This is a genomic window from Corallococcus sicarius (assembly GCF_003611735.1).
Lineage (GTDB): Bacteria > Myxococcota > Myxococcia > Myxococcales > Myxococcaceae > Corallococcus > Corallococcus sicarius.
Genome location: NZ_RAWG01000029.1, coordinates 1 through 17,844, shown reverse-complemented (window position 1 = coordinate 17,844; position 17,844 = coordinate 1). Strand labels below are relative to the sequence as shown.

General features: G+C 70.3%; 13 protein-coding genes. 9 read left to right on the top strand and 4 right to left on the bottom strand.

The genetic code is table 11. The features are described 5' to 3' along the window. The first annotated feature begins 25 nt into the window (after positions 1-25). Genes D7X12_RS06725 through D7X12_RS06700 form a run of 6 tightly spaced genes read left to right on the top strand, consistent with a single transcriptional unit; the run spans position 26 to position 7,271 of the window. Positions 26-589, top strand: coding sequence for a chemotaxis protein CheW (locus D7X12_RS06725; RefSeq protein WP_120624429.1), 564 nt, complete (start codon positions 26-28; stop codon positions 587-589). Next, on the top strand, positions 586-2,070 hold the full coding sequence (locus tag D7X12_RS06720) for a CheR family methyltransferase (protein WP_120624428.1): 1,485 nt from the start codon (positions 586-588) through the stop codon (positions 2,068-2,070). The genes D7X12_RS06725 and D7X12_RS06720 overlap by 4 nt, the downstream gene beginning before the upstream one ends. Before the next feature lie 32 nt (positions 2,071-2,102). Beyond that, positions 2,103-3,710: a methyl-accepting chemotaxis protein gene (locus tag D7X12_RS06715; protein WP_439329353.1), complete on the top strand. Its 1,608-nt coding sequence runs from the start codon at positions 2,103-2,105 to the stop codon at positions 3,708-3,710. Further along, positions 3,707-4,120: a response regulator gene (locus D7X12_RS06710; protein WP_120609382.1), complete on the top strand. Its 414-nt coding sequence runs from the start codon at positions 3,707-3,709 to the stop codon at positions 4,118-4,120. The genes D7X12_RS06715 and D7X12_RS06710 overlap by 4 nt, the downstream gene beginning before the upstream one ends. Before the next feature lie 6 nt (positions 4,121-4,126). Next, positions 4,127-4,708: a chemotaxis protein CheW gene (locus D7X12_RS06705; protein ID WP_120624426.1), complete on the top strand. Its 582-nt coding sequence runs from the start codon at positions 4,127-4,129 to the stop codon at positions 4,706-4,708. 16 nt (positions 4,709-4,724) lie between these two features. Beyond that, entirely contained in the window at positions 4,725-7,271 is a 2,547-nt protein-coding gene (locus D7X12_RS06700) for a hybrid sensor histidine kinase/response regulator (protein ID WP_120624425.1), read from the top strand. An 85-nt stretch (positions 7,272-7,356) separates the two neighbouring features. On the opposite strand, the gene D7X12_RS06695 is transcribed toward D7X12_RS06700, so the two are convergent. The 3 genes from D7X12_RS06695 to D7X12_RS44940 form a co-directional block, all read right to left on the bottom strand. Beyond that, positions 7,357-7,563, bottom strand: coding sequence for a hypothetical protein (locus D7X12_RS06695; protein ID WP_120609379.1), 207 nt, complete (start codon positions 7,561-7,563; stop codon positions 7,357-7,359). After that, entirely contained in the window at positions 7,560-8,180 is a 621-nt protein-coding gene (locus D7X12_RS44110) for a hypothetical protein (RefSeq protein ID WP_244224396.1), read from the bottom strand. Before D7X12_RS44110 ends, D7X12_RS06695 begins: the two co-directional genes overlap by 4 nt. A 124-nt stretch (positions 8,181-8,304) precedes the next feature. After that, entirely contained in the window at positions 8,305-9,300 is a 996-nt protein-coding gene (locus tag D7X12_RS44940) for a histidine kinase dimerization/phospho-acceptor domain-containing protein (protein WP_158619984.1), read from the bottom strand. Positions 9,301-9,543: 243 nt separating this feature from the next. Between D7X12_RS44940 and D7X12_RS06675 the strand changes: the two genes are divergently transcribed. The 3 genes from D7X12_RS06675 (at position 9,544) to D7X12_RS06665 (ending at position 14,856) form a co-directional block, all read left to right on the top strand. Then, positions 9,544-11,619 (top strand): alginate lyase family protein, encoded by a 2,076-nt coding sequence (locus tag D7X12_RS06675; RefSeq protein ID WP_120624422.1) that lies wholly within the window; start codon positions 9,544-9,546, stop codon positions 11,617-11,619. A gap of 72 nt (positions 11,620-11,691) precedes the next feature. After that, positions 11,692-13,011: a nucleotide sugar dehydrogenase gene (locus tag D7X12_RS06670; protein ID WP_120624455.1), complete on the top strand. Its 1,320-nt coding sequence runs from the start codon at positions 11,692-11,694 to the stop codon at positions 13,009-13,011. Positions 13,012-13,173: 162 nt separating this feature from the next. Further along, entirely contained in the window at positions 13,174-14,856 is a 1,683-nt protein-coding gene (locus tag D7X12_RS06665; RefSeq protein ID WP_120624454.1) for a TldD/PmbA family protein, read from the top strand. Here the strand turns inward: D7X12_RS06665 and D7X12_RS06660 are convergent. After that, positions 14,840-17,844, bottom strand: a 3,005-nt coding sequence (locus tag D7X12_RS06660; RefSeq protein ID WP_120624421.1) for an alpha amylase C-terminal domain-containing protein, incomplete at its 5' end; no start/stop codon positions are given. The genes D7X12_RS06665 and D7X12_RS06660 overlap by 17 nt on opposite strands.

Genomic DNA, 17,844 nt, shown 5'->3' with positions numbered 1-17,844 from the left:
GCCTCGGGGTGGGCGGAGTCTCCTGATGGCCGAAACCCCCAAAGCCCCCATTCAATCGCAGGTGCGCCGCGCCTCCGTGCAGCAGCGGCTGAGCGCGTTGGAAGCAGAGCAGGTGTTGCTGCGCCAGGAGCTTGCCTCCCTGCAGGGCGAGCTGCGCCTGCCTGGCCTCTACCTGACCGTGGAGGCAGGCGGCACGTCCGCGCTGATCCCCGCGCGGCATGTCCAGGAGGTGGTGCGGCTGGTGGCGCTGGACGCGCTCCCCGGTGCGCCCGCGCATGTGTCGGGCACGTTCGTGTACCGCGGCAGCCCCGCGGTGGTGGTGGATCTGGCGCGGCTGTTGGGCGTGAAGCGCGTGCCGGATCTCGACTCGCACCTGGTGGTGGTGGACGCGGGCCGCACGGTGGCGCTGCTGGTGGACCGCGTGCGGGACCTGGTGGAGACGCCGGTGCTGCTGGACGGCTCGCCCGGCGGCGAGGAAGCGCTGCCGTGGGACGGCACCGGGCTGATGGCCGGGCTGTGCCGCACGCCCGAGGGCCTCCGCCCGCTCTTGCGCACGAGCGCCGTGCTGGCCGGGATGGAGGCGCTGTGAGCGACGGGCTCCTCGACGAGGTCACGCTCGCGAAGGTCGAGGAGGTGCTCCAGAGCGCCTGCGGCCTGACGCTCGCGAGCAGCCTGCGTCGTTCCCTGGAGCCTGCGTTGTCCCGCGCGGCGCTGGCGCGCGGCCTGTCCGAAGCGATGTTCCTCCGCCAGCTGCTGATGCGGGAGCCCGTGGCAGTGGAGGCGTTCATCGAGCACGCCGTCATTGGCGAGACGTACTTCTTCCGTCACCCGGAGCACCTGCGCGCGCTGGCGCTGCGGGCCCGCCTGCACGCCGGCGGCACCTTCCAGGTGTGGAGCGCGGGCTGCGCGAGCGGCGAGGAGCCCTACAGCATCGCGATGGCGCTGATGTCCGCGGGGCTGGGGGACGCCGGGCGCTTCCGCGTGCTGGCGACGGACGTGTCCGGCCGGGCGCTGCTGCGCGCGAAGGCCGCCGTGTACAGCCCGTGGTCGCTGCGCCGCATCGAGCCGGACCTGGAGCGGCGCTTCCTCACCCAGCAGCCGGGCCCGGCGGGACAGGACGCGCAGCACTCCGTCGTGCCCGAGGTGATCCGCACGGTGGACTTCCGCCGTCACAACCTGGCCACGGACGCGGTGCCGTCCATGGGCTTCCAGGCCATCTTCTGCCGCAACGTGCTCATCTACTTCACGCCGGAGCTGGTGCGCGCGGTGCTGGCGCGGCTGGTGTCCGCGCTCGCGCCGGGCGGGCTGCTCTTCGTGTCGCCCGCGGAAGTGCCGCTGACCAACGGGATGGGGCTGGAGACGCTGGACGCGGACGGCACGCCCGTCCTGCGCGTGCCCCCGGAGCCGTCCTGGCCCTCGCTGGAGCCCGTGGCCACGGCGCCGCGCCGGGATACGCCGACGCCCTTCTCCGCCGCCGCGCTCCGCCGGGAGACGCCGGTGCCGGGCCAGCTGACGCGGCAGGCGTTGCGCAGTCCCACGCCGGTGCCGCTGCCCGGGCCCTGGGCGCTCAAGCCGGTGACACCCGCTCCGGTTCCGGCTGAGGCGCGCCGTCCGACGCCGCCGCCGCCGCCCGCCCCCCGGGCCCTTCCCCGCGTGGGCGACGAGGCGGGCGTGCTGACGCGCGCGCTGGAAGCGGCGCAGGCGGGCCACTACGACGAGGCAGAGGCGCTGGGACGCGAGGCGGCGCGGTCGCTGTCGCCGGAGGCGTACCTGCTGCTGGCGATGGTCGCGGAGGCGCGGGGGGACCTGGTCGCCGCGGTGGAGGCGGTGCGCAAGGCGCTGTACCTGGAGCCGCAGCTCGCGCTGGGACACGCCACGCTGGTGGCGCTCTACAGCCGCATGGACCGGCGCGAGGAGGCGGAGCGGGCGCGGCAGAACGCGCTGCGCGCGTTGGATGGATTGGATGACGAGCACCCGCTGCGAGGGGTGGAATCGACGATGACCGCGGGCGGGCTCCGAAAGTCGCTTTCGCCCCGTCCTTCGCAGGTGGGCTGGCAGGGCGCGCGCTGACGGCGCACGTCCCGACGTGAGGTGGAGATAACGTGGAAGTGCAAGGGATGAAGGTGGCGCTGCCCGAAGGCATGGAATCGGCGCGGCTCAGCCTGCGGACGAAGATCCTCGTCGGCACGGGCATGTTCGGCATCGTGCTGGTCGGCATCCTGACCTTCGCGTTCTGGATGCAGATGCATGACGGTCTGCTGGAAGAGCTGACCAAGCGCGCGCGCGCGGTGGGCATCGGCATGGCGTTCAGCGTGTCCGCGTCCGCCGCCACCCAGGACGCGACGATGCTCCAGCTGGGCACCGACATGGCCCTCAAGAGCGTGCCGGACATCGCGTACATCGTGGTGCGCGACTCCTCCGGCAAGGTGATGGCGCGCTCGGCGGCGGAACGCTTCGCGAGCGCCACGGCGGTGGAGCCGGCGGACGGCGACGGGGTGGTGGACCGGCAGTTGACCGTGGGCACGCTGCCCGTGGTGGAGACGACGGCGCCCATCCTCTTCGGCCCTCCGGGCGGCACGCCCCGGCGCGTGGGCACCGTGCAACTGGCGCTGGACCGCGAGGCCCTGGCGGGCGCGCTCTCCTCCAGCACCTGGCGCACGGCGGGCGTGGGCCTGCTGGTGCTGGTGGTGGGCCTGCTGGCGGCCGCCGGCATGGCGGGTCTCTTCATCGTGCCGCTGGAGCGGCTGGCCCGTGCGGCGGTGGGCATCGCGGCGGGGGATCTGCGCCAGCAGATCGACACCCGCGGCACGGACGAGATTGGAGAGCTGGCGCGCAGCTTCGCCACCATGGCGGACGCGCTCGCGCACCTGCTCCATGACCTGCGGGGCGCGGCGAACGACCTGGAGTACGAGGCGGCGAACGTGCTGGCCACGTCCACGCAGCAGTCCGCGATGGCGCACCAGCAGGCCTCCGCCATCAACGAGACGAGCACCACGGTGGCGGAGATCGCCCAGACGTCCAAGCAGGCGACGTCCTACGCGGACGCCGTCATCGCGCAGACGCAGAAGTCGGAGTCGCTCAGCACGGAGGGCCAGAAGGTCGTCACGGAGAGCGTGTCCGGCATGGAGAAGCTGGGCGAGCAGGTGAAGGCCATCGCCCTGGCCATCACCGACCTGAACGAGCGCACGTTGCAGATCAGCGACATCATCGGGCAGGTGAAGGACGTGGCGGAACAGTCCAACCTGCTGGCGCTCAACGCCTCCATCGAGGCGGCGAAGGCAGGCGAGCACGGCCGTGGCTTCGCGGTGGTGGCCACGGAGATGCGCACGCTGGCGGAGCAGTCCCGCATGGCGGCCGAGCAGGTGCGGGTGCTCCTGGGGGAGGTGCAGAAGGGCACGCGCGTAGCGGTGACGACGACGGACGAAGGCAGCCGGCGCGCGCAGGCGGCAATGGAGCTGGCACGCAGCGCGGGCAACACCATCCTGGGACTGTCGGAGGTCATCCGGGAGTCGTCGGGGGCCGCGCGGCAGATCGCCGGCAATACGCGGCAGCAGACCATCGGGGTGGAACAGATCGCCACGGCGATGGGCGAGCTGACATCCGCCATGAGTGATTCAGTGGAGGGGACCCGGCGTATCGAGCAGGTGGCCGGCAACCTCTCCACCTTGTCGAAGCGCTTCTCGGATCTAGTGGGCAGGTACCAGCTATGAACAGCAACGTGACGAGCGGGGCCAAGAAGGCGGCGAAGGTGCTCATCGTGGAGGACACGAAGACCATCACCAACCTCCTTCAGGTGTATTTGATGGGATGGGGGCTGGACTTCGTGGACGCGCCCAACGGCGCGGTGGGACTGAAGCGGGCGCGCGAGCAGCGGCCAGACCTCATCATCTCCGACGTGCAGATGCCGGAGATGGACGGCTTCGCGTTGTGCGCCGCCATCCGGGGCGACCCCAAGCTGCATGACACGCCCTTCATGCTGCTCACGTCCCTGAAGGACGACGCGAGCCGGCAGAAGGGGAAGCTGGTGGGCGCGAGCGCGTTCCTCAACAAGCCCGTCTCGGTGGATGACCTCCGCTCGAAGGTGCGGGACATCCTCAAGCTGCCGGCGACCAAGTACTAAAGCGCGATGCCCAGCGACGACACCAAGTTCCAGCCCATCGATTTCGAAGAGCTGAAGGCCTCGCTCGACGCGGCGCAGATGCTGCTTGAGGGGGCCCATGTGGTGAGCGCCCACAGGCGGCGCGAGGTGCTCCACGCGCGCGCGGTGGCGCTGGCCGGGTCGCGTCACGAGGTGCGCCAGGAGGTCGTCACGGTGCTCGCCTTCCAGGTGGGCGGCGAGCGCTACGCGGTGCGCATCGAGATGGTGGACCACGTGCTGGAGGCGCGCGGCATGTGCGCGCTGCCCGGGGCGCCGCGTCACGTGCTGGGCGCGGTGGTGAGCCGCTCGCGCATCGTGCCGGTGCTGGACCTGCGGCAGCTCCTGGGCCTGGAGGGCGGCGGCATGTCCGACCTGAGCAAGGTCGTGGTGGTGGAGATGGAGGACGAAGCGTTCGGGCTGGCGGCGGAAGTGGTGGACGGACGGCGGGAGTTGCCGCGCGCGGAGCTGTCCCAGCCGCCGCCGGGCCCGTTCCTGTTCCTCACGCCGGACCGGCTCACGGTGCTGGACCTGACGCAGCTGGGCAACCCAGCGGCCGCTCGGCGCGGCTAGAGGGGACTGGGGTTTCATGGATCCGCAGTTGTTGCGCAGCATCTGGCCGGTGTTCGCCGCGGAGACGCGGGAGCAGATTCAAGCCATCGGGTCGAAGGTGCTGGGGCTGGAGCAGCCGGCCGCCGCGCGCGAGCCGGACCTGATGCCTTCGCTCAAGCGCGTCGTGCACAGCCTCAAGGGCTCCGCGGCGAGCCTGGGGCTGGACGACATTGAACGCATCGTCCACGCCATCGAGGACGGGCTGTCCCACGTCAACGTGGAGGAGCCCATCTCCCGCACCGCCGTGGAGGCGATGCTGCGGGGCCTGTCCGCCATCGAGAACGCCCTCAACCGGGGTGACGCGGGCGAGCAGCCCGTGGTGGACGGCGTGTCCGCGCTCCTCCAGGCCCTGGGCCATGGCGGCGAGGCTTCTCCGTCACCGGAGGGCGGCTCGAGCGCGAGCCCCCTGGGCATGGACGGCCTGAAGATCCTCTCCGCGCTGGAGGCGGCGCTGGGCCGGCTGGTGTCCCCCAAGGTGGAGGACCGGGCGGGCGCGGTGCGCGCGGCGGTGGAGCGGGCGCATGCACTGCGTCTGAGCGCGGAGTCCGCGCAGGCGGATCAGGTGGCCGCGCTCGCCGAGGCCGCCGCGCTGGGCTTCACGCGGATGGAGGAGGGCGGGGACGCGGCGGGGCTCGCGGCCTCGGAGGTCGCGGGCGCGCTGGTGGACCTGCGCGCGGCGCTGGGCGTGTCGGAAGATGAAATCGACGGCGCCCTGGCCGTGCCCGTGACCCTGGCGGCGCCGGTGGTGCCGAAGCCGGCACCCCGTGCGGCGGCGTCCTCGGAAGGACGGGGTGGGGCGGTGGACCGCGCGGTGCGCGTGTCGGTGAAGACGCTGGACTCGCTCGCGCTCCAGGTGGAGCACCTGGTGGCGGGCCGGGCGCAGCAGGGCCGGCGCACCGAGGGCTACCGCGCGCTGACGGATCAGGCGCATGAGGTGCTGCTGCACCTGGAGCGCGCCGCCTCGCAGCTCGCCATGGCCGGGGGCGGCTCCGCGCTGGAGCCGCTGCGCACCGGCGTGAGCCTGATGCGCGGGATGCAGAAGCGCCTGCTGGAGCAGGCCAAGGAGGCGCACCGCGACGGCGAGCAGCACGCGCTGGTGGCGCAGGTGGTGCGCGACGACCTGCGCGACCTGCGCATGGTGCCGGCCTCGCAGGTGCTGGAGCCGCTGCGGCGCACCGTGCGCGAGACGGCGTCGCGGCTGGGCAAGGAAGTGGTGCTGGAGCTGGGCGGCACCGACGTGCGGCTGGACCGGCGCATCGTGGACGCGCTGAAGGATCCGCTGGTGCACCTGGTGCGCAACGCCATCGACCATGGCCTGGAGATGCCCGCGGTGCGGCGCGCGGCGGGCAAGCCGGAGGCGGGCCGGTTGACGGTGCGGGTGGAGGCGCGCGGCACGCGCGTGGGCGTCATCGTGGAGGACGACGGCGGCGGGCTGGACCCCATCCGCGTGCGCGCGACGGCGGTGCGCCGGGGCCTGATGAACCAGGAGGCGGCGGACAAGCTGTCGGACGCGCAGGCCGCGCGGCTCATCTTCCAGCCGGGCTTCTCCACGCGCGACGAGGTCACCTCCACGTCGGGCCGTGGCGTCGGGCTGGACGTGGTGCTGGCCACCGCGCAGCGGCTCCAGGGCTCCGCGGACGTGGAGTACACGCAGGGCAAGGGCACGCGCTTCATCGTGGACCTGCCGCTCACGCTGGCCGCGGCGCTGGGCCTGCTGGTGCGCACCGGCAACACCATCACCGCGATTCCGTCCGACACCGTGAAGCGGGTGCTGCGGCTGGACAAGGACGACATCGGCACGGTGGCGGGGCGCGTGGTGGCGCGGCTGGATGGCGAACAGCTCACGTTCCTGACGCTGTCGGAGGCCATCGGGCTGCCGCGCATGGAGCTGGCGTTGGAGTCCGGGCGGCGGCAGACGGCGGTGCTGCTGGCGCTGGGCGACGAGCGCGTGCTGTACGCCATCGACGAGGTGGTGGGGCAGCAGGAGCTGGTCGTCCGGACGCTGGGAAAGCACCTGCAGGGCGTCCCGCACCTGGCGGGCGCGGCGGTGCTGGACGACGGCCGCGTGGTGCCGGTGCTCAACGCGCTGGAGCTGCTGCGCGCGGCGAAGCCGGAGATGCGCAACGCATCGAATGACGCGAAGCTGCCGCGCATCCTGGTGTGCGACGACTCGCTGACGACGCGCTTCGCGATGAAGTCGCTGCTGGAGATCGCCGGCTACCCGGTGGTGACGGCCGCGGACGGCGAGGAGGCGTGGGGCGTGTTGGATCGCGTCCACTGCCACCTCGTGGTCAGCGACTGGCAGATGCCCCGGCTGGACGGCGTGGGGCTGGCGCGGCGGATGAAGGGACACCCCATGTTCCGGCGCACGCCCATCATCCTGGTGACGTCGCTGGACAGCCAGGAGGACCGCGCGGCGGGGTTGGAGGCCGGCGCGGACGGCTACCTCGTCAAGCGCGAGGTGGAGCGCGGCAAGCTGCTGGAGCTGGTGCGCCAGCTGCTGCCCATGTCGGGCGGGCAGTAGGCCGCAGGCCCGCCGCGGACAGCACGACGCCCTGGCCTTCGCTCAAGCGGAAGGACAGGGCGTCGTCGTTTCAGCGGCTTTCCGCTCAGCGGGGGCGGACCCACGTCTTGGGCCAGTCGTCGAACTGCGCGACCTCCTGCTCGCCGACGAGCAGCGTGTACATGGACTCCTCGGGGAAGTCGCCGATGCGGATGCGCAGCTCCTGGCCTTCGGCCTTGGTGCGCAGCGGATGCAGCGCGTCCGACGTCTTCACCCATTCCAGCTTCTGCTTCAGGAATTGATCACCCGTCATAGCTTGGCCTGCTGGTTGAAGTGGTTGTTCACGGTCTGGTTGGTGCGCTTCGAGCTGTCGATAAGGCTCTGGTAGACGGCGTCCCCAGTCAACTTGTTCCCCTTGGCCTTATTGACCAGCTGATCGAACGAGGGGCCGTCCAGCCGACCGTAGGTGAAGAAGTCACGCGCCTTGAGCATCGCGACTTCGAAGGGGTTGCTCATGAACTTGCGCGCTTCGAGCCGGGCGTCGTGGCGGGTCTTCACCGCCGCCCTGGCGCGGTCCTCCAGGGAGGCGCCCTGCGCCTTGAGCTTCGCGTCGTTGGCCGGGATGCTCGCGACCTTCTGGTTGTACCAGGCGCGGATCTCCGAGTTCGTCGTGGGCTTCTTCACGGCGCCCGCGTCCGGCCCGTTCACCCGCGCGGCCCCGTCGGGGTTGCGGGGACGGGTGCGCGACGCGCTCCCCGTGGACAGGTCGCTGGTCGGACGCGACTGCGAGGGCAGCGAGTTCGAACGCGTGGGCTTCGTCGTCGTCGTCGTGTTGGGCTTCGAATCCACGGAGTTGCTGCGCTTGGGGGGCGGCGACAGCGCAGACTCGGACTTCGTGGAGCGGATGCTCGAGTTCCGGGAGAGCTTCATGGGGGAGACCTTCGGGGGCAGGAAGGAAAACAGCTTTCCCTTTTATCGCAAGGACAGGTAGGCGAGTTGCGACCTGTGCCCACCTTTCGTGCGGTGTCCTGACGTTTCCCGAAGTCTCACACTCTCATCGGTGTACCGGGACGGCGAAGGCGTCATCGCCCGGGAAGACGAAGGCCAGTTCCAGCCGGGGCTCCCGGTGCACGGCCAGCGTGCCCCCCAGCCGCTGCGCGAGGTGCCGCAGGACGGCCTCCGTGCGGGCCGCCAGGGCCGCGCCAGGGCACGCCCGGACGCGCAGCAGCCATTGGGTGGCATCCAGGGCGGGACCCAGGTGGACGTCCACGGCGACGGCGCCCCCGGTGCTCCGGGCCACGGTGCGGGCCAGCAGCTCCCAGTCCGCGCGGGTGCCTCGCACGGAGACGGCCCGCTCCCCGGGCAGCGTCAGCGTGGGGGCGGCCTGCCTGCGTCCCGGCGTGGGGGCGAAGGCGCTCTGCAACACGGGGCGCAGGTCGTCCAGGCCCGGGGCCAGCGGTGACAGGCGCCGGTCGATGAGCTCCTTCTGGTCCGTGGAGGACTTGGCGAGCCGCTCCAGGTAGCGCTGCATCTGCGCGTTGAGCGGCCCCGCGGTGCCCTTGAGCATCATGTCCACGTAGCCCTTGATGACCATCAGGGGCGTGCGCAGGTCGTGCGCCGCGCGGGACCTGCGCTTCTCCAGCGTCACCACGGTGCGCTCCAGGCGCGTCTTCGCTTCCAGGAGTCGGGAGTGCCGCGCGCCCTGCGCCACTTCCCGCGCATGCGCCGCGAGCAGCGCCGGTGCGAACGCCGTGAAGCGCGCCACCACGTGCCGCTGCGCCGTCGTCAGCGGCGCGGGCCACACCTGCAACACGGAGGGCCGTGCGCCGCGCTTCACCGTTCCATTGGAAGCGGCGGGGATGCGCCCCACCTTCACCACGCACGCGCGTCCTTCATAGAGGGCCGCGCCGGTCGCACCGGTCAGCCGCAATGTCGCCTTCAGGAGCGCCTCCAGGCCCGCGCGCGTTCCGTTGCGCAGCGCCTGCTCGGCCACCGCCGTCAGCGTCGTTTCCACCCTGGCATCGAGGTCGTCCTCGATGCGCCGCCCCATCCAAGCCCCAGCCCGCACGTGCCTAGGAATGGCCATGCCCGGGTGGAGGCGCAATGGCCCCTGCGGTGGGCAATTCATTCGGCGGGCATCGGCAATCCTTTACCCAGCGCCATCGGTGCAAACGGACATTTTTACCGTCCTTCTGGGAAGGTGGGCGCGCCAAGCCCCTGGACTTGCTGGGAAAAGGCGCTGGCCGGGCGCTTGCTATCTCCTGCCCACGTCAGGTCGGTCTGGAAGGGGCGGATGGGAACTCTCGAGTACTACGCGGCGATCGCTCGGATGGCGCCAGGAGCCCTGGCGAAGAGCGCGGTCCGTCGTGTCCAGGGCGTCGCGCGGCAGGCCCTCTACCGCCGTCGCGAGCAGGCCGATGAGGCCCAGCTCCTGGAGTCCTTCGGTGCCACCACGGCCGAAGCACTGGTGACGCTGGCGCTCGACCACCGCGCGTCGCGGGCCTGGTGCGAACTGTCCCAGCGCGAGTCCGTCCGCGCCGCCCTCACGAAGCTTCCGGGCGCGAAGCAGCGCACGCAGGTCCGCGCGGCGCAGGCGCTCAAGCAGGAGTGGAGCGTCTTCGGCACGCCGGTGTCCTTCGGCGAGGGCCGTCCGGTGGACTGGTCGTTGGATGTCCTCAGCGGCAAGCGCTACCCGATGGAGCCCGTGGAGAGCCTGAAGCTGCTCGTGACGGGCATGGATCCGAAGTACCCGTGGGTGATGGGCCGGCTGGACAGCCTGGTGGCGCTGGCCCAGGGCGCCTGGGTGGCGGATACCCAGGAGGAGCGCTCGCGGCTGGCCACGGCGTTCGTGGCGCAGACGCTGGACTTCCTCCAGGCGAACCCCGTGGGCATGGGCGTCCACTGGACCTGCCCCATGGAGATTGCCCTGCGCGCGGCCAACATCGCGCAGGCGCTGGTGATGTTCGCGGCCGCGCCCGAGGTGCGCCGTCCGGAGTTCCTGGTGCCCGTGCTGGGCGCGCTCGTCGAGCACTCCGCATGGGTGCAGGCCCATCTGGAAAACCACGGCGCGGTGCCCAACAACCACCTGGTGTCCAACTACGTGGGGCTCGCCGTCGTCGGCCTGCTGTTCCCGGAGCTGCCGGGCGCGCCGGAGCAGGTGGCGCTCGCCGTGAACGGGCTGCGCGCGCAGATGGACGCGCAGGTGCATCCGGAGGGCACGTCCTTCGAGGGCTCCATTCCCTACCACCGCCTGTCGGTGGAGCTGTTCACGCTGGCCTGGCTCGTCGCGCGCGGCGCGGGCGTGTCCCTGGGGCCCGCGTACGAAGCACGTCTGCGATTGATGTATGTGGCGTCCCGCGCCTGGTCCTCGGAGGTGGGGCTGGCGCCGCAGATTGGCGACAACGATTCGGGCCGCGTGTTCCCCTTCCAGGACCGCGATGATCGCGAGCAGGGCTACCTGTCAGGCCTGGGCGCGGCGCTCTTCAACGACGTGGGGCTCGCGGGCGGCGTGTTCCCGGACGAGGCGGCGTGGCTGTTGGGTGACGCAGGCCTGATCCGCTTCAACGCGCTGCCCGTGGCGCCGGTGCCTGCGTCGGTGAGCTTTCCGGAAGGTGGATTTCACACCTTGCGCGGCGCGGGGGTCGTGCTCACCGTCTCGGCCGGAAAACAGGGGCAGCGGGGCGTCGGAGGACACAGCCACAACGACAAGCTTTCCTTCGAGCTTCATGTCCAGGGCCGCCCCGTCATCGTCGACCCCGGCACGGGTTCGTACACGCGGGATCCGGCGCTGCGCAACGCGATGCGGAGCACAGCGGCGCACAACACGCTTCAGGTGGATGGGGCGGAGCAGGCCCCGTTGGATCCGGCGCGGCTGTTCGCGCTGCCGGAGGATGCCCGCGCTCGCGTCGTGGCCTTCCAGCCCGGCGCGGTGCACGACCGGCTGGTGGTGCGGCACGACGGCTACCGCGGCCTTGCGTCACCGGTAGGCATTGAGAGGACCTTCTTCCTGGACCGGCACGTGCGCGCGCTGGCCGTGGGAGACCGGCTCATCGGTACGGGCCGTCATGAGGTGGTGGGACGTTTGCATCTGCCCGATGGGCAGGCGCGGTGGTGTGAGCCCGACGCGGCAGTCCTTGCGCGGGCCCGGCGCGTGCAGGAAGGCCCCGAGGCCTTCGAGGCACGGGCCCTTGAGATTGGACCGGCGGAGGCGCCCGTGGGTTGGGTGCTGCTGGAGCGGGGGTTGGAGACCTCGCTCGTGCCGTCGCGGTACTCGCCCGGGTATGGGCGGGTGGTGCCGGCGGTGTCGGTGGAGTTCCGGAGGCAGCTGTCGCCTCCGGCGAGGCTGGGGTGGGTGTTCGTCTTCAGGTGAATGGTGTGGGTCGGGACGTGTGAGCCGGCGAGGCCGCACGTCAACTGCTGGGAGTCAAAGACAATGCGCGTGATGGTTGGCAACCCGTTGCTGGAGCGGATCAGCAATCGGGAGGCGAAGGTGGGCGTGGTGGGTCTGGGTTACGTCGGTCTTCCCCTGGGCATGGCGTTCGCGGACGCCGGCTTCATGGTGACCGGTCTGGACGTGGACCAGCGCAAGATTGACAAGATCACCAAGGGTGAGAGCTACATCAAGCACATCCCCAGCGAGCCGCTGGCGGAGCTCACCAAGGCGGGCAAGCTCACGGCGACGAACGAGTTCGCCAGGTCCCGTGAGCTGGACTGCGTCATCATCTGCGTGCCCACGCCGCTGACCGCGTCGCGTGAGCCGGACATGAGCTTCATCATCAAGACGGGCGAGGCGCTGGCGCCGTACGTGCGCCCCGGCCAGCTCTTCATCCTGGAGTCCACCACCTACCCGGGCACCACCGAGGAGATCCTCAAGCCCCTGCTGGAGAAGGGCGGCCTCAAGGCGGGCGTGGACTTCTTCCTGGCCTTCAGCCCCGAGCGCGAGGACCCGGGCAACAAGGGCTTCAACACGAAGACGATTCCGAAGGTCGTCGGCGGCTACTCGCCCGCGTGCCTCGAGGTGGCGGTCGCCCTCTACGGCAGCGCCCTGAAGGAAGTCGTCCCGGTGTCCTCCACGCGCGTGGCGGAGCTCTCCAAGCTGCTGGAGAACATCTACCGCTGCGTGAACATCGCGATGGTCAACGAGATGAAGATGCTCTGCGACCGCATGAACGTGGACGTCTGGGAGGTCATCCAGGCCGCGAGCACCAAGCCCTTCGGCTTCCAGCCGTTCTACCCGGGCCCCGGCCTCGGCGGGCACTGCATCCCCATCGATCCGTTCTACCTGACGTGGAAGGCGCGCGAGTTCGAGTTCCACACCAAGTTCATCGAGCTGGCCGGTGAGGTGAACTGGCAGATGCCCTACTACGTGGTGCAGCGCACCATGGAGGCGCTCAACGCGAACAAGAAGGTCCTCAACGGCGCGAAGGTCCTCTGCCTGGGCGCGGCGTACAAGAAGGACATCGACGACTTCCGCGAGTCCCCGTCGCTGCGCGTGATGACGCTCCTCAAGGAGAAGGGCGCGGACATCAGCTACCACGACCCGTTCGTGAAGGAGCTGCACAAGGGCCACGGCTTCAACATGGACATGACGTCCGTGCCGCTGGATCCGGAGACGCTCAACCAGTACGACGCGGTCATCATCCTGACCGACCACTCGCACATCGACTACAACGAACTGGTGCAGCGCTCGAACATCGTCATCGACACGCGCAACGCGACCAAGGCCGTCACGGAGGGCCGCGAGAAGATCCTGAAGGCCTAGCGGTCTTCTGAAGCACGGGCAGGCGAGAGGGTCCTCGCTTCATGCGTCGCCGGGAGGGGCGGCGCGTGAGGGGAGGGCCCTCGCCCTTTTTTGGCTACAGTGGGCTTCGTGCCCAGAGCCTTCCGTCCCCTGTTCCCGCTGTTCGTGGCCGCGTCGTTGCTGATGGGCGCGGCGCCCGCGCCCGACCCCCGCCTGCCACTGCTGGAGGCGATGGCGACGGAGCTGACGCGCAACCAGCAGCAGCTCAAGGTGAGCGGCCATGAGGCGCCGTACTTCCTCAGCTACCTGGTGAAGGACTACCAGTCGCGGCTGCTCATCGCGCGCTACGGGGCGGTGTTCCAGGACGACGACTACCGCGAGCGCAAGCTGGGCGTGGACGTGCGCGTGGGCAGCTACGACTTCGACAGCTCCGTGGCGGACTCGCTCGACTTCGGCTTCAGCACCAGCAAGGGCTCCAGCTTCACCGCGCGCAAGGAGGGGCCGCTGGACGACTCGCCGCTCGCGCTGCGCACGGCGCTGTGGCTCGTCACGGATGAGAAGTACAAGGCCGCGCTCTTCCAGTTCCTGAAGAAGAAGGGCGAGGACGTCTACGCGGTGGAGGACCCCAAGCGGCCGCCGTCCTTTTCCAAGGAGACGCCCGTCACCTGGGTGCAGCCGCCGGTGGCCTTCCCGTTTGATCGCGAGCGCTGGCGCAAGCTGGCGCGCGAGGTGTCCGCGCGCTTCAACAAGCACCCGGAGCTGTTCGACTCGGAGGTGCGCATCACCGCGGACAAGGCGACGCGGCTGTTCGTCTCCTCCGAAGGCACCCGCCTCATCACGGAGGAGACGCTCTACGGGCTCCACGTGTCCGCGGTGACGCGCGCGCCGGACGGGCAGCTGTTGGATGACTCGCGCAGCTTCTACCTGCCCACCGAGGCGGGGATGCCGGACGACGCGAAGGTGCACGCGGCGGCGCAGAAGGTCATCGATGAGTTGCTCGCGCTCCGGAAGGCGCCGGCCATCGTGCCGTACGCGGGGCCGGCCATCCTGGCGCCGGAGGCCGCGGGCGTGCTCTTCCACGAGACGCTGGGCCACCGGCTGGAGGCGGACCGGCAGGACGGCGACAACGACGGCAAGACGTTCAAGGGCCAGGAGGGCAAGCAGATCCTCCCGACCTTCCTGTCGCTCCGGGATGATCCGTCCAGGCGCGAGGTGAACGGGGAGCCGCTCAACGGCCACTACCTCTACGACGAGGAGGGCGTGAAGGCGCAGGCGGTGAGCCTGGTGGAGAAGGGCGTGCTCAAGGGCTACCTGATGAGCCGCCACCCGGTGGAGGGCTTCACGAAGTCCAACGGCCACGGGCGCGGCCAGGGCACGCTCCAGCCGGTGGCGCGCATGGGCAACCTCCTGGTGGAGAGCTCCAGGCAGGTGAGCGACGCGGAGCTGAAGAAGATGCTCGTCGCGGAGGCGAAGCGGCAGGGCAAGCCCTACGGGCTCATCATCCGCGACATCACCGGCGGCAACACCAACACGTCCAGCTACGGCTACCAGGCCTTCAAGGGCGTGCCGCGCATGGTGTACCGCGTGGACGTGAAGACGGGCGAGGAGACGCTGGTGCGCGGCGTGGAGATCGTCGGCACGCCTCTCTCCTCCGTGAACCGCATCCTCGCCACGGGCCAGCGCCTGGGCGTGTTCAACGGCTTCTGCGGCGCGGAGAGCGGCAGCGTGCCCGTGTCCACCGTGGCGCCCGCGGTGCTGCTCCAGGAACTGGAGCTGCAGCGGGCGATGGAGGGCAAGGACCGGCCGCCCCTGCTCCCCAGCCCCTCTGCTCCCCCGTCGGCTCCGGCGACTACCCCACCTTCTTGAGCACCACGTAGCCGGCGGCGGGGATGTTCACCTTGGTGTTCCCGCCGTTGAGCGTGGCGCCGAAGTTGCCGAAGTTGCCGCCGCCGTACGCGGCGGCGTCGCTGTTCAGCACCTCCTTCCACTGCCCGGGAGGCAGCGGGAGGGCGTAGCCGTCCAGGTTCTTCTGGTTGAGGCTGCCCACCACGAGGAACTCCTCGTTGCCCGACTTGCGCGTGAAGGCCATCACGCTGTCGTCGTTGTGGGTGTAGACGCGCTTGACCTCCGCCGCCGCGCTGAAGGCCGGGCTGCTGTTCCGCAGGCCGATGGCGTCCTTGTAGAAGCTGAAGCTCTGCCGGCGCGTGACGTCCAGCATCGCGCCCTTGCGCGCGTCCGCGGGCAGGGAGGCGATCTCCTTGAAGAGCTTGCGGTCCTCCGTGGAGAAGGCCTTGTAGGCCGCGTCCTTCGTCTGCGCGTCCGGCGAGAGCGTGAAGAGGCGCTCGTAGGTGGCCTTCGCCGCATCGTTGAAGGTGACCTTCGTGAAGTCCACGCCCTTGCCCACGGACTGCCAGCTCCAGTTGCTGTCCCAGGTGGAGGGGTTGCCCCAGCGGAAGTCGTTCTGCGCGCCGAACTCGTCACCCTGGAAGAACATCGGGATGCCGGGGCCAGCCATGCCGATGCCACCGGCGAAGCGGGCCGCGCCGCGCGTCCACTGATCCGGGAAGTCGGTGGCCTTCTCGCCCTCGGCGGTGTTCATCGTGCGCTGCGCGTTCCCCACCTCGTCGTGGTTGGAGATGATGGAGAGCGCCTTCTGCCAGCTGTCCAGCCCGCGCGGCGCCGTCATCAGATTGACGAACGCGTCCATGTCCGTCTTCAGCCCGCGCGCGGCTGCCTGCACCAGGCCCGGCTTGCTGTTGTCATTGACGAGCCGGTGCTGGAACTCCGTGTACCACTGCGCGTCGAAGCCGCCGCCCGTGCCGTCCGGATTCGCCGGGCGCGAGATGGCCGGGTCGTAGTCGAACTGCTCCGCCACGGTCCAGACCTGGGGGTTCACGAAGTGCACCTGGCGGTTGATCTCCCGGAGCATCTCCCAGCCGTCCTTGCCGCCCACGCCCTTGATGGGCTCCGTGAAGTCGAAGCGCAGGCCGTCGAACTTCAGCTCCTGCACCTGCTGCACGGCGTGGTCGATGAAGAGCTGCTTCACCTGCGGCGTGTTGTACGCGGGGACGGCGCCCCAGGGCGTGTCGCGCTGTTCGAACTTGCCCGGCTCCTTGGACCAGTTGAAGTACGGGTTGCTGGGGCCGCCCACGTTCCACAGGCCGTTGTGGTCGCCGAAGACGTGGTTGTAGACGACGTCCGACACCACGTTGAGGCCCTTGCCATGGGCCGCGTCGATGAAGCGCTTGAGGGCCTCGTCGCCCTCCACCCACTGGCCCGTGTCGTCCTCGAAGCCGAGCGAACTCTCCGACGCGAGGCTGTTGACGCCCAGGTAGCCCCAGTTGCGGCTGCCTTCGACTTCGTTCGTGGGCAGCAGCTCCAGCGTGGTGACGCCCAGCTCCTTGAAGTAATCCAACTTCTTGAGCAGGTCCTCCATGGTGGAGCGGTTGGCGTTGCCCGCCTGGCCCATGAAGCTGCCCGCGTGCAGCTGGTACACCGTCCACTTGGACGGGTCCTTCTCACGCGGGACGTTGTCGTTCTTGAACTGGAACGCCGTGGGGTCCGTGAAGATGGAGCCGCGGAAGTCCACGCCGCTGCCCACGGTGATGAGGTCGCTCCAGGGGTCGTTCTCCGACGAGGACAGGCGCTCCGTCCGGGAGAGCTTCCCGTCGTTGTCCACGTCGTCGCGCAGGTGCAGCTTGCCCGCCGCGTCCTTGTCGAACACCTGGAACTCGTAGCGCAGGCCCGCGAGCTTGTCCGGGTTGTTGACGAGCGTGGTCCACGCGCCGCCCTGGTTCGTCATCTTGATGCGGCCGTCGTCGGTGACGTTGCGCGACCAGAAGTCGTTGAGCTTCCCGCCGCGCATCTTGTCGATGAGCGTGTCGTCGAACGCACCCAGGCGCTCCTGGAGCTGCGCCTTGTTGAGCGGGTTGCCGTCGCCGTCCTTGAGCACGAGGTACGCGCTGTCCGCGTCCTCGGCGTCGTCCACGTCGAAGCGCATCAGGCCGGTGGCGCCGGGGAAGTAGCGGTCCACCTCCTTGCCGCGCATGGGGTCCAGGAAGAGGCGGTCCAGGCCGCGCTGCTCGCCCATCATCCGGCGCGCATACGGATCCGGCCGGTCGCTGGTGGCGCCCGTGGAGTCCACGACCTCGTAGACGTAGGACTTGCCCTCCAGCTGGCTCCAGGCGCCCTTCGCCTGGGCGGTCCAGTTGCCGCCTTCATCGCGCGTCAACGGGATGCGCTGCTGCTGCCCCTGCTTGTCGGTGACCTTCACCTGCACCGCGCGCGCGTCGGGTGCCCAGAACTTGAAGGACACGTCCTGGCCGGAGCGCTGCGCGCCCATCTGGTGGTACGTCGTGGGCGAATAGGACGCGGTGGGCTTGGACAGGTCCAGCTTGAGGTTGCCCTCGCCCATCACCGCCCACTGGTCCTTGCCGGACGGGCCGTCCACGCTGACGCCCCACTCCCAGTTGCGGGCGAGGCCGTCGTCCGCCACCTTCACGGTGGCCTCGTACTTCCCGTTGCCCAGCGGCTTCATGGGGATGCCGCCGCCGCTCCACTGCGCGTTGAAGCGGCCGTCCGCGTCCCAGCTGCCCTTGAGCTTGGGGTTGGCGAGCTGGTTGTGCGGGCCCGCGTCGTACGTGAACGTGATGGTGCGCGTGACGGGCTTCTCCACCGTGGCGCCCGGACGCACCGGGGCGGTGGGCGCGGCGCCCAGCAGCGTGCCGGCGTTGCTGGCGCGGGCCATCGCGGCGGCGGGGCCCCGGGCTCCAGGGGCCGGGGTGGATTCGAAACCGGACGTGTTCCGGCGGGCGGCGGCGGCCTTCGCGGCGGCGGCCTTCTGCTGGGCGAGCG